At 74.4% G+C, this 13,501-nt stretch carries 4 protein-coding genes; 3 read left to right on the forward strand and 1 reads right to left on the reverse strand.

Features of this window, described 5'->3' with window-relative positions; all coding sequences use genetic code 11:
* The first annotated feature begins 318 nt into the window (after positions 1–318).
* From DEJ50_RS35180 to DEJ50_RS07005, 3 genes are read left to right on the forward strand one after another with little or no spacing between them, the layout of a single operon-like run.
* A complete protein-coding gene (locus DEJ50_RS35180; protein ID WP_150206719.1) occupies positions 319–7,710 on the forward strand; it encodes a non-ribosomal peptide synthetase in 7,392 nt (2,463 codons plus the stop codon).
* Positions 7,707–9,206 (forward strand): cytochrome P450, encoded by a 1,500-nt coding sequence (locus DEJ50_RS07000; RefSeq protein ID WP_223837638.1) that lies wholly within the window; start codon positions 7,707–7,709, stop codon positions 9,204–9,206. Before DEJ50_RS35180 ends, DEJ50_RS07000 begins: the two co-directional genes overlap by 4 nt.
* Before the next feature lie 28 nt (positions 9,207–9,234).
* A complete protein-coding gene (locus DEJ50_RS07005) occupies positions 9,235–10,491 on the forward strand; it encodes an MFS transporter (RefSeq protein WP_150206720.1) in 1,257 nt (418 codons plus the stop codon).
* Positions 10,492–10,516: 25 nt separating this feature from the next.
* Here DEJ50_RS07005 and DEJ50_RS07010 read toward each other — a convergent pair whose 3' ends face one another.
* Positions 10,517–13,420, reverse strand: coding sequence for a helix-turn-helix transcriptional regulator (locus DEJ50_RS07010; RefSeq protein ID WP_150206721.1), 2,904 nt, complete (start codon positions 13,418–13,420; stop codon positions 10,517–10,519).
* Positions 13,421–13,501 lie beyond the last annotated feature (81 nt).

The following is a 13,501-nucleotide window of genomic DNA, read 5'->3' on the forward strand; positions in this document are numbered from 1 at the left end:
GGCAGCCGGTCACGGCAGGCAGGCGAGCAGCCCACACAACGGGCCCAGCCCGCCGGTCACACCGGCCACAGCCGGTCGATGGCCACGGCGGCCGGACCGCGCTGCTGAGGGAGCCGGGGACCCGCTTCGGCCGCCGGTTACGGCCAACGGCCCGCACAACGGGCCCAGCCCGAGGCCGCGCCGGCCACAGCCGAGGGCCCGGGCCGGCCCACGGCCAAGCGCCGGCCCCTGCCGCCGGCCGCTCGCCCCACCGTCACGACCCGGCGGTCACGCCGGATCCGCTTTCCGACTTCTTCTTCCGATTGGACGGACCTTCCGATGACCATCACCCCCACCACCTCCCACGTCGAATCCTCCGCCCCGCACGGCGGCCTCTCCCCCGCCGCCCGCGCCCTGCTGGAGCGCCGGCTCCGGGGGAAGGCGGGGGCCGGGGCCCCCGTCGGGATTCCGCGGGTCGAGCCGCGGCCCGAGCAGGCGCCGCTGTCGGCGGCACAGCAGCGGCTGTACTTCCTCGACCAGCTCGACCCCGGCGGGGTCGAGTACCTGATGCCCGCCGCCTGGCGGTTCGCCGGGCCGTTGGACGTGGCCGCGCTGGGCGCCGCCGTCGGCGACCTCGTCGCCCGGCACGAGCAGCTGCGCGTGGTGTTCCCCGACCGGGACGGTCTGCCCGCCCAGCGGGTGCTGCCCCCCGACGGCGCCGGGGGGCTGGACCTGAGAAGCCTGCCCGCGGACATCGTGGCCGGCGGCCCCGCCGCCATCTCCGCGGCGGTACGGGCCGTCGCGGTCCGGCCCTTCGACCTCTCCGCCGAGCCCGCCTTCCGGGCTACCCTGCTCAAGGTCGCCGATGAGGACCACGTCCTCGTGCTGGCCATGCACCACATCGTCTCGGACGGCTGGTCCCTGGACATCCTGCTGCGGGACCTGCGCGAGCTGTACCGGGCCCGCTCCGAGGGCGACGCCCCCCGACTGGCCCCGCAGCCCATCGACTACACCGACTACGCGGTCTGGCAGCGCGGCACCGACGAGACCGCCGACCTCGACTACTGGCGCAGCACCCTGGCCGGGCTGAGCCCGCTGGACCTGCCCACCGACCACCCCCGGCCCGCCGTCCGCTCCTCCGTCGGCGCGCTGCACAGCGTGGAGCTGCCGGCGGAGCTGACCGCCGCGCTGGCCGAGGCCGGCGAGCGGGCCGACACCACCCCGTACATGACGGTGATGGCGGCGTTCCAGGCGGCGCTCGCCTTCCACAGCGGTCAGGACGACATCGCAATCGGGACCGTGGTCGCCAACCGCGACCGGCCGGAGACCGAGCAGCTGGTCGGGTTCTTCGTGAACACCCTGGTCGTCCGCACCGATCTGGCGGGCGACCCGACCCCGGCCGAGCTGCTGGCCCGGACCCGGGAGAGCGTGCTGGGTGCGCTCTCGCACCAGGGCCTGCCGTTCGAGCGGATCGTGGACGAACTCAGCCCGGAACGCGACCTGTCCCGGAACCCGCTGTTCCAGGTGCTGTACACGCACACCGCCGCCGGGGAGTCCGGCGCGTACGCCCTCGGCGCGGCCACCGGCACCGTCTTCCCCATCGACCTCACCACCGCCAAGTTCGACCTCACTCTGGACGTGTACGAGGGCGGCGGCCGGCAGACCCTGCGGTTCGTCTACCGCCCGGACCTGTACACCGAGGAGTCGGTGGCCCGGCTGGCGGCCCACACGGTGGCCGTACTGCGGGCGTTCACCAAGGTCCCCGGTGTGCCGCTGAGCGAGATGGCCCTGCTCACCGACACGGAGATCGCGGAGCTGCTCGGGCCGGACGGTCCGGCCAACCGTGCGCCCGAGCCCACGGAACAGGCGGAGGCCCCGGAGCAGACGGAGGCCCCGCGGCTCGCCCTGGACCGGGTGGACGAGCAGATCCGCCGGGCCCCGGACGCGGTGGCCGTCTCCGGTGGCGGCCGGTCCCTGACGTACGCCGGGCTCGACGCCGCCGCGACCGCGCTGGCCCGGCGGCTGCGGGCGGCCGGCATCGGGCCGGAGTCCCTGGTCGGGGTGTGCCTGGGCCGCTCGGTGGACCTGGCGGTGGCCCTGCTCGGGGTGTGGCGGGCCGGTGCGGCCTACCTGCCTCTGGACCCGGCGCACCCGCGGGCGCGGCGGGAGTTCACCATCGCGGACGCCGGGGTGGAGTGGGTGGTCGCCGACGCCACCGGCCAAGCCGCCCTGGCCGGGCTGCCGGTGGGTGTCATCCCGCTCGACGGCGGCCCGGAGGCGGCACCCGGCACCGACGTCCCGGCCGCCGTGCGGCCCGGCCCGGACTCCCTCGCGTACGTCATCTACACCTCCGGCTCGACCGGACAGCCCAAGGGCGTGGAGATCACCCACGCCAACGCGGCCTGGCTGTTCGCCGCCGCCGACCGGCACTTCGACTTCGGTCCCGGCGATGTGTGGACCCTGGTCCACTCCCCCGCCTTCGACTTCTCCGTCTGGGAGCTGTGGGGTCCGCTGACCTCCGGCGGCCGGGTGGTGGTGCTGACCGAGGACGAGGTCCGCGACCCCGCCGCGGTGCACGCCGTGCTCCGCGAGGAGCGGGTCACCGTGCTCAACCAGACCCCCGCCGCGTTCAAGGGCCTGCGGGCGTATCTGGCGCAGCAGGGCGCGGACTTCGGCGAGCTGGCGCTCCGTACGGTGGTCTTCGGCGGGGACGCCTTCGACACCCGCGACTACCGCGACTGGTTCGCGGTGCCCGCGGACCGCCGCCCGGCGCTGGTCAACATGTACGGGATCACCGAGACCACCGTGCACGTCACCTACCGGCTGATCACCGAGGAGGACCCCGGGTCCCCGGTGTACTCGCCGATCGGCCGCCCGCTGGCCGGCCAGCACGGCTACGTCCTGGACCGGGCGGGCCGGCTGGTGCCGCGCGGCACGGTGGGCGAGCTGTATGTCGCGGGCGGCGGTGTGGCCCGCGGCTACCGCAACCGGCCCGAGCTGACCGCCGAGCGGTTCCCGCTGGACCCGTTCGCCCCGCAGGGCGGCCGGATGTACCGCACCGGAGACCTGGTACGGGTGCTGCCCGACGGGCAGCTGGCGTACTGCGGCCGGGCCGACCACCAGGTGAAGATCCGCGGCTTCCGGATCGAGCCCGGCGAGATCGAGACCGCCCTGCGCTCCCTGCCCGGGGTCCGGGACGCGGCCGTGGTGGCCCGCCCGGACGGGCACGGCGGGGCCCGGCTGGTCGCCCATGTGGTGCTGACGGAGGGCCGCCCGCTGGACGCGGCCGACCTCCGGGACCGGCTGCGGCTGACCCTGCCGGAGTACATGGTGCCGGCCCTGTTCGTACGCCACCCGAAGCTGCCGATCACCGCGAACGGCAAGGTGGACCGCAAGGCCCTGATCGCGGTGGCGGCCGAGGGGGCGGCGGAGCAGGGCGGGACCACCGGGTACACGGCCCCGGCCGGCCCGGCCGAGGAGACCCTGGCCGGGATCTGGGCCGAGGTGCTCGGTACCGAGCGGGTGAGCGCCACCGCCAACTTCTTCGATCTGGGCGGCGATTCGATCCTGGCGCTCCAGGTGATCGGCCGGGCCCGCACCGCCGGGCTCGCGCTGACCGTGCCGGACCTGTTCCGGGCCCGTACCCTGGCCGATCTGGCCCGGGCGGCGACCGTGGCGGAGGACGACGGCCCGGCCCCGGTGGAGCCGTTCTCCCAGCTGTCCCCGGCCGATGCGGACCGGCTGAAGGAGGGGCAGGAGGGGCCCCAGGAGCTGGAGGACGCCTACCCGCTGACCATGCTCCAGGCCGGCATGCTGCACGAGATGCTCGCCGACGAGCAGCGCGGCGCCTACCACAACGTCACCGACCTGAAGATCTCCGTGCCGGAGGGCTTCGACCTGGCCGCCTTCCAGTCGGCCGTGGACACCGTCGTCCGCGGCCACGGCATCCTGCGCACCTCCGTGGACCTCGGGTCGTACTCCGAGCCCCTCCAGCTGGTGCACCGCACCGCGCACGTCCCGGTCGGGTACACCGACCTGCGCGGTCTGCCGCAGGACGAACAGCGGTCGGTCCTGCGGGAGTTCGTCCAGGCGGAGTTCGTCCGGCGGTTCGACCTGGCCGCGGCCCCGCTGATCCGCATCCACCTGCACCACATCGGCGACACCGAGCTGCGGCTCACCCTCACCGACTGCCACATCGTCCTCGACGGCTGGAGCCTGACCTCGCTCATCGCCGACCTGCTCGACCTGCACCGGAAGTCGGTGGCGCACGGCCGTGCCCCGGCATTGCCGGCCGCGCCCGCCTTCGCCGAGTACGTCGCCCTGGAACGGGCCGCGGTGGAGGACCCGGAGGGCCTGCGGTACTGGCAGTCCACGCTGGCCGATCTCCGTCCGGTCCGGTTCCCGAGGCACGGCGAGCCGGCCGCCGACGGCGGGCATCCGGTGTACGAGATCAAGCGGTCCTACGCCCGCCTCGCCGAGCCCATCGGCCGGCTGGCCCGGCAGGCCGGGGTGCCGCGGCGCACGGTCCTGCTGACCGCCTTCCACCACACCATGAGCCTGTTCGCGGAACGGGACGAGGCCGGCGGGGACGGGATTCTCGGACACTCGATCGGCCTGGCCACCAACGGCCGGCCGGAGCTGCCGGGCGGCGACCGGATGCGCGGACTGTTCCTCAACACGGTGCCGTTCGGGGTGCGGCGGCCCGAAGGCAGCTGGCTGGAGTACGTCCGGGCGGTGTTCGCGGCCGAGCAGGAGATGCTGCCGCACCGCCGGGTGCCGCTGGTCCGGCTGCAGCAGCTGCGGCCCGGTGAGCCCGGGCTGGTCGAGGCCATCTTCAACTTCGTCAACTTCCACCGGCTGGCCGGGGACAGCTGGGACGAGTCGCTGGAGATCGCCCGGACCATGTTCCCGCTGCTGGTGAACGCGAGCGTGGACGGCTTCCAGCTGGATGCCGACCCGGAGTACCTGGCCCCGGCCACCGCCGACCAGCTGGCGGACCTGCTGTGCCAGGTGCTGGAGGCGATGACCGGCGCCCCGGATGCCCCGGTGGTCCGGCCCGCACTGACCGGCGCCGCCCGGGAGCAGGCCCTGGCGGACTGGGCCCGCGGCCCGGAGCGGGAGAACACCCCGCTGATGTTCCACGAGCTGGTCGCCGGGCACGCCGAACGGACCCCGGAGGCGGTGGCCGTGGCGTACGAGGGCGGGGAGCTCACGTACGCCGGACTGGACGAGGCCGGCGAGCGGCTGGCGCGGCGGCTGCGCGGGCTGGGCGTCGGACCGGAGGTGGTGGTTGGCATCTGCGTGGACCGTGGCCCGGACTGGGTGCGGTCGGTGCTCGGAGTGCTGAAGGCGGGCGGCGCGTTCCTGCCGCTGGACCCGCAGCACCCGGCGGAGCGGCTGGAGTTCACCGCGAAGGACAGCGGGATGCGGGTGCTGCTCACCCAGTCGCCGCTGGCCGGCCGGGTGCCCTTCGGCGGTGAGGTGCTGCTGCTGGACGACCCGGGGACCTGGGCGGCCGGCGCGGACGAGGGCCCCGCCGGGGAGGGCGCTGCGGGCGCGGACCCGGACGGCACCGCATACCTGATCTACACCTCGGGCTCCACCGGCACCCCCAAGGGCACCGCGATCGCCCACCGCGGGCTGACCAACATGCTGGAGGGCCAGCGTGATGTGTTCGCCCCGACGCCCGCGGACCGGGTGCTCCAGTTCGCCTCGCTCAGTTTCGACGCGTCCATCCTGGAGCTGACCTGGTCGCTGGCGAACGGCGGCCGGCTGTGCACCCCGCCCAAGGACGCCCTGCGGCCCGGCCCCGACCTGGCGGACACCCTGCTGGAGTACGGGATCACCGGCACGATGCTGCCGCCCAGCGCGCTGGCCGTGCTCGGGGAGGACCGCTTCCCGGACCTGGCGGTGCTCCAGGTGGCGGGCGAGGCCTGCCCGGCCGAACTGGCCCGGGCCTGGTCGCGGAACCGCCGCTTCATCAACATCTACGGGCTGACCGAGGCCACGGTCTGGTCGGTGTGCGCCGACCTGACCCCGGACACCCGGCGGGTCCCGGTCGGCCGCCCGGTCCGCAACACGCAGATGTACGTGCTGGACGAGGACATGGGGCCGCTCCCGGTCGGTGTCCCCGGCGAGATCTACCTCGGCGGCCTGTGCGTCGGCCCCGGCTATCTGAACCGGCCCGCGCTGACCGCCGCCACCTTCGTGCCCGACCCGTACGGCGCCCCGGGCGACCGGCTGTGCCGGACCGGCGACATCGGCGCCCAGCGGCCCGACGGCACCGTGGAGTGGCTGGGCCGCCGGGACAGCCAGATCAAACTGCGCGGCTACCGGATCGAGCTGGGCGAGATCGAGCACCGGCTGCGCGAGGTGCCCGAGGTGCGGCAGGCGGTGGTGCTGCTGCGGCGGGACCTGCCGGGCGGCGAGGCTGCCCTGGTCGGGTACGTGGTGCTGCGGGACGGCGCCGAGGCGGGCGCGGAGGAGCTCCGGCGGGCCCTGCGCGCCGAGATGCCCGAGTACATGGTCCCGGCCCGGTACGTGTTCCTCGAGGCGATGCCCGTCACCAGCAGCGGCAAGACCGACAAGCGGGCGCTGCCGCTGCCGGCGGCCGGCCGTGGGGACGGCGGTACCGAGTTCGTGGCGCCCCGCACGCCGGCCGAGAAGGAACTCGCCGAGGTGTGGTGCACCGTGCTCGGCATCGACGAGGTCGGCGTCCACGACGACTTCTTCCGCCTGGGCGGCAGTTCGCTGTCCACGGTCCGGGTGGCCGCCCAGGCCTCCTCGCGCGGCCTGCCCGTCTCGGTACGGGACCTGATCGAACTGCCGACGATCGCCGGGCTGGCGGAGCGGGCCGTGGCCGCCGTGACCGCCGCGGCCGGCCTGGCGGCGGAGTCCGCCGCGGCCGAGGTGCGGTCGGAGGTCCGGCTCCGGGAGGGCGAGGGCTCGCCGCTGTGGTGCGTGCACCCGACCGGCGGCAGCGCCGCCTGGTACGTGCCGCTCGCCCGGACGCTGCCGCCGGGGCGGCCCGTACGCGCCTTCCAGGCCCGCGGCCTGCTGGGCGGGGTGGACCCGACCACGCTGGCCGGGATCGCCGCCAACTACGTCGCGGAGATCGCCGCGCACGGCGGGCGGGGCCCGCACGACCTGCTGGGCTGGTCGATGGGCGCCAACATCGCCCTGGAGATGGCCACCCAGCTGTACGAGGCCGGGCACGAGGTCGAACCGCTGGTGCTGATCGAGCCGTACCTGCCCAACCCGGTCGCCCGGGACCGCCTCGCGGGTGTCGGGCGGGACATGGAGACCGGGCTGCGGATGCGCAACCGGGTGCGGTCCCTGCCGCCCTCGGCGGAGCGCGAGGCGGCGGTGGCCGAGCTCACCGCCCTGCTGCTGGGCGCGGGGATGAGCCCGAGCGAGGCGGCCCTGGTGGAGAACGCACCGATCGAGGTGTGGCACTCGCTGCTGGTCGCCCTGGCCGGCTACCAGACCCGGCCCTACCCGGGCCATGTCCACCTGGTGGTGGGCTCGGTGGCCGCCGGCCTGCCGGACGGCGAACCGATGCCGGGCCTGGACGTGGACTACCCCACCTATGTCGAACGCTGGCGCGAGCTGGCTCTGGGCGGGCTCACCGTCCATGTGACCGAAGGAGACCACATGTCGATGATGTCCGAACGGCTGATGCCGCAGACGGCCGCCCTGCTGGACACGATCAAGGCGGGGGCACGGCGATGACGCTGACCAACACGATGGGCTCGACCGCCCCGGCGACCAACCGCACGGCAGCCACGGATCCGCGCAACGCGTCGGCCACCGGCCGCGCAGCGGCCCCGGGCACCACCACGAGCCGCGAAGCGGCCTCGGGCAGGCCGGACACGGGCCCGCGCACCGCTTCGGCCGCGCCCGGCGCGGGAGCGCCGGCCGGCGTCGCGCCGGGGGTGTGCCCGTTCACCGGGGCCACGGCGGGCGACCGCCCGGCGGCCCCGGCCGGGCCCGGCCCTGCCGCCCCCCGCAGTGGCGGTCCGTTCGCCGAGCGGTATCTGCTCGACCCCGCGGTCAACGCCGACCCGTATCCCTACCTCAACTCCCTCCGCGACCACGACCCGGTCCACTGGAGCGCCATGCACCGGGCCTGGCTGATCACCGGGCACGCCCCGCTGATGCACTGCCTGCGCGACCCGGCCGTCTCCGCCGAGCGGGTGCGCCCGCTGATGGACGCGATCCCCGAGGGCGCCCGCGAGGACGCCGAGCGGGCCTTCGGAATCCTGTCCCGCTGGATGGTGTTCAACGACCCGCCCCAGCACCGCCGGCTCCGCCAGGTGTTCCAGGAGCAGTTCGCGGCCCGGACCATCGCCCGCTACCGGGCCTTCGTGGAACGCGCCACCCGGGCCATGCTCACCCGGCGCGCGGTCCCCGGCCGGTTCGGCGACCTGGTCACCGACATCGCCCGGCCGCTGCCCGCGCTGGTCTTCGCCCGCTGGCTGGGCGTCCCCCAGGCCCACGGCCCGTCCTTCTGGTACTGGAACGCGCGGGTGGGCGACCTCGTCCTGGGGGCCGCGCAGGAGGAGAAGGAGTACCGCACCTCCCTCCAGTCCCTGGTCAATCTGGAGGACTACCTCGCCGACCTGGTGCGGCAGCGCCGCGCCGATCCGAAGGACGACCTGATCAGCGCGGTGCTGGCGGGCGGCCAGATCGGGAAGTCGGTCTCCGAGGAGGAGTTCGTCGGGATGCTGACCCAGATGGCCTTCGCCGGCGGCGAGACCACCAGCAACCTGATCGTCAACTGCGTGCTCGCGCTGTTGCGGCACCCGGAGCAGCTGGCCGCCGTACGGGAGGACCCGAAGCTGGTGGCGATGGCCGTGGAGGAGGCCATGCGGTTCGACGGGCCCTCCAAGATGTCGATCCGCACCGCTGCGGAGGACTTCGACCTCGACGGCCGGGCGGTCCGCTCCGGGGACCGGATGTTCCTGGTCACCGCCGCGGCCAACCGGGACCCGGAACGCTTCGCCGATCCGGACGTGTTCAGCGTGCGCCGCGGCAGCGCGTCCCACCTCGGTTTCGGCTTCGGCGCGCACTTCTGCATCGGGGCGGCACTGGCCCGGCTGGTGGCCGGCGCAGTGGTCGACGTACTGGTCCGCGAGTACCCGGGGCTGGAACTGGTCGAACAGCCGCACACCTGGCAGCTCTCCCTCCTGAACCGGGCGCTGACGGCACTGCCCGTCCGCTACTGACCGCCACCGACCCGAAGGAAATCCGACCATGGCAAGCACCCTGACGAGCGCGGGCTCCCGGCTGTGGACCCCTGCCCGGCAGCCGTCGTTCCGGCTGCTGTGGCTGGGCCAGTCCCTGTCCCTGCTCGGCGACGGTTTCAGCTACATCGCGTTCTCGTGGATCACCCTGGGCCTCACCCAGTCCACCCTGGCCCTCGGCTGGGTGCTGGCCTGCCAGGGCGTTCCCCGGGCCCTGCTGACCCTGGTCGGCGGCTCCCTGAGCGACAAGTGGTCCAGCCGGACCCTGATGAAGTTCTCCAGCTGGGCCCGGGCCGGGCTGATGGCCGCGGTGGGCCTGGCCGGCATGGCGGGCGCGCTGAACGTATGGCTGCTGTGCTGTGCGGCGGCGGCGTTCGGGGCGGTGGACGCGTTCTTCCAGCCGGCCCGGGCGTCGATCCTGCCGTCGGTGGTGGACAAGGAGATGCTGCCGCAGGCGAACGCACTGCTCGGGGTCGGCACCAAGGTGTCGGCGATCCTGGGCCCGGCGGTCGGCGGCCTGGTGGTGGCGCTGTCCGACGCGCATATCGCCTTCCTGGTGGACGCGGTCTGCTTTGCGCTCTGCGGGCTGTGCGTGGCCCGGATCCGCACCCTGCCGAAGGCGGAACCGGCGGCGGGGGCGGCCCCGGCGGAGAAGGCCGCGGAGGACACCCTCGGCGCGCGGATCAGGGCCGGCCTGCGGTACGCCTGGGCGGACCCCAGGATCCGTACCGTCCTGGCCATCGACATGGCGGTGACGTTCTGTCAGGCAGGCCCGTTCACGGTCGGCTTCGCCACCCTGGCCAAGATCGACCTGGACGGCGGCTCGACCACCCTGGGCCTGCTCAACGGCGCCCTGGCGGGCGGAGCGATGCTGGGCACCCTGGTGGGCGGCGCGATCGCCGGCCGCCCCCGGGTGGGCCTGCTGATCGCCGCGCTGGCCGGCTGGCTGGCGGTGGGCTCCGGAATCCTCGGCCTGGTCGACAACACGGTGGCGGCGCTCGCCACGGTGCTGGTGATGGGGTTCGGCATGGGGTTCCAGGGGGTGTTCGGGGTCAGCTGGATCCAGCGGAACATCGACGGATCGGTGCTGAGCCGGGTGATCTCGGTGGACATGGTGCTCGGCTACGCCGTCGCCCCGCTGTCCCTGGTCCTCTGCGGGGCCATGGCCCAGTCGGGCACCGGCCCGATGTTCGCCCTCTCCGCGGTGGTCCTGGCGGTGACGGCGGCGGGCGTCCTGACCTCCCGCCACGTCCGCGAGATGCGCTGACCCGGTGGCTACCGGCCACCGGCCGTCAGGCCAGGACGGCGGCGGCGAAGTCGCAGAGCGAGGAGCGGGTCGGGTGGCCCGTCTTGGTGCCGAGGGCGGCGATGTGTTTCTCCACCGTGCGCGGGGAGATGTAGAGGCGGTCGGCGATGTCCTTGTTGCCGAGCCGCTCGGGCAGCAGCTGGAACACCTCGTACTCGCGGACCGTGACCCCGAGCGTGCGCAGCACCTCGGGGATCGCGTTCGAGCCGGAGCGGCGCTGGTGGACCGGGGCGCCCAGGCGGCGCAGGGCGGCCCGGCAGGCGTTGGCCACGTTGGGCACGGACAGCCCGTGGAAATGGTGCTCGGCGCGGCGCAGCCAGGCCACCGGCTCGCCCCAGCCGTCCTCGTGCGCCGCCTCCGCGATCAGGCGCAGGCCGAGGTGGAGTGCCGTCGGGTAGGCCTCGGCCAGGGCCTGCGCCTCCGCGGCGGCGGTGGCCGCCTCCTCCCGGCGCCCTTCGCGGCCGAGCAGGACGGCGCCGGCGAACAGGACGAACTGCCGGTTCCACCGCATGCGGCCCGGGGAGGTCGCGGCGATCTCCTCGTACGGGCTGCGGCCGACCTCTCCCGAGAGGACGTCGAGGAGCAGGCCGATGCCGTACCGCCCACTGAGGTAGTAGGTGCTGGGGTTGGCGTCTTCGAGGTCGCGGACCGCACGGAGCTCGCGGACCGCGCCGGGTCTGTCCTCCTCCATGAGTGCGCAGAACGCCCGGGCGAGCCCGAGCGTCAGCGGTTCTTCCTGGGCGCCGGCCCCGTCCCAGTCGGCGAACGCCGACAGCGCGCGGTCCATGGCCGGCCGGTCCCCCTGGTGGGCGGCGAGGACGGCCTGGGACATCAGGACGTACCGGGTGGCGGGCGCCAGCCGGAGGCGCTGGACCACGGTCAGGCACTCCTCGGCGGCGCGCGCCGCGGCGGCGAACTCCCCGCGCAGGACGGTGTCCAGGATGAGGATGCCGTCGATGGTGTAGACGATGGTGGCGGAGCCGAGCCGCAGGGCCTCGCCGCGGGCGGCCACGAGTCCGCCCGTGGTGCCCTCGGTCAGCCAGTTGTTGCCGCCGATGCGGGTGAGTGCGTACATCCGCTGGACCGGGAGCCGGTGCTGTTCGGCGGTGTACAGGGCGGATTCGAGCAGGGCGGTGGCCTCGTCGAAGTCGCGTTCCCGGGCGAGGGTGGCGAGGAGTTCCCAGGCCTGGCAGACGACCGTGGACAGGCCGTGCCGTTCGGCGGCCTGGAGTGCGGAGCGGGCGAGCTTCTCGGCGAGCTGGGTGCGGTCCGGGCCGGGGGTGTCCAGGGCCAGGTAGGCGGCGGTGACGTCGATGGGGGCGGTGCTGCGCTCGTCGGGCTCGGCCTTCAGCAGGGCTCTGGCCTGGGCGATCTGCCGGTTGCCGTCCTCCCAGCGGCCCGCCGTGTGGGCGACCTTGGCGAGCCGGGTGTGCAGGGCGGCCAGGCGTACGGCGGTCAGGCTGCCGAGGACGTGCAGGTTGTCGGCGAAGCCGAAGGCCTCGGAGAAGTTCCCGGCTTCGGCGAGGGCGGGCAGCAGGGCTTCCAGCACCTCCGCCCGGCGGCCTGCGTCCTGGCTTTCGGACAGCAGCCGTTCGGCCCGGCTGAGCAGGGTGATCGCGGAGCCGATGGCGCCGGCCCGCAGGGCGCGCAGGCCGGCCTCGGCGAACAGCCGCCCGGCCTCGTCGCGGTCGCCGGCCTGTGAGCGGAGTTCGGCGACCAGCGGGCACCAGTCGCCGGGCAGTTCGGGGTGCAGGGCCTGGACGGCGTCCGCGGCCTGCCCGGCCATGGCGGCCCGGTTGCCGGGGGTGAGCTGGGTGAGCAGGGCCTCCGCGGTGAGCGAGTGGCGGAACGCGTACCAGTCGGGGGACGGCTCGTCGGGCACCACCAGCTGCGCGGCCACCCCGGCGTGCAGGTGACTGAGCAGGCCGCGGTCGTCGATGCCGGTCATCTTCTGGAGGACGGTCAGCGGGAAGCGCCGGCCGATCACGGCGGCGGCGGAGAGCAGGGTCAGGCCCTCCGGGCCCAGCCGGTCGATGCGCCGCAGGATGCCGCGGGCCAGGGCAGTGGAGACGTCGCTGCGCAGATCGCCGACGACCCGCCAGCCGTCCTCGCCCTGCACCAGGGCGCCCCCGCTGATCATGCTCTGGAGGAGTTCCTCGACGAGGAAGGGGCTGCCGGCGCTGTCGTCCCACAGCCGGGCCAGTGCCTCGGGCGGGACCAGATCGGGTTCGGTGCCGAGCTGGGCGGCGATCACGGCGCCCACCTCGGGGCGGGTGAGGGGGCTGAGTTCGAGGACGGCGCCCACCCCGCGCCGCCGGGCCGAGTCGGCCATGTCGAGGGCGTCGCAGGGCTCGGTGCGGATGGTGGCGAGCAGGACCACCGGGGTGTATTCGAGGTTGTCGACCAGGTACTCGACCACCGCCAGGGTCTCGGGGTCGGCGTCGTGCAGGTCTTCCAGGAGGAGCAGCTGGCCGGCCGGTTCCGCGGTGGCGATCAGCAGCCGCAGCACCGCCTCACCCAGGATGATCATGGAGCTGCTGTCCTGGGCGTCGCTGCTCCAGTCCGGTATCAGCCGGCCGAGGGCCGGCCGGTAGGGGCCGAGCGGCAGGTCGTCCATGGGCCGGCCGCTGCGGAACAGCGACATCAGCGCCTCGGTGAGTGGCCGGAACGGTACGGTCGGGCCGGTGGTGCTGCTCCGGCCGCGCAGGACGCGCATTCCGGAGCCGAGGGCCAGGCCCACGGCCTCGGCGGCGAGCCGGGACTTTCCGATTCCCGCCTCGCCGACCAGGAAGACCACCCCGCCGCGCCCTTCGCGCGCGTCGGCCAACACCTGTCTGATCTCCGCCATTTGGGGGTCACGACCCACGAGGTACCGCGCACGGGAACGCATGAGCGTGATGCTAGTTCATACGAACTGTTCGAGGTCCACTCAAAGTTGGCCTTTTCCCCGAGGTCCGGAATGACCCCCTGG

The organism is Streptomyces venezuelae, from assembly GCF_008642295.1.
GTDB classification, from domain to species: Bacteria; Actinomycetota; Actinomycetes; order Streptomycetales; family Streptomycetaceae; genus Streptomyces; species Streptomyces venezuelae_C.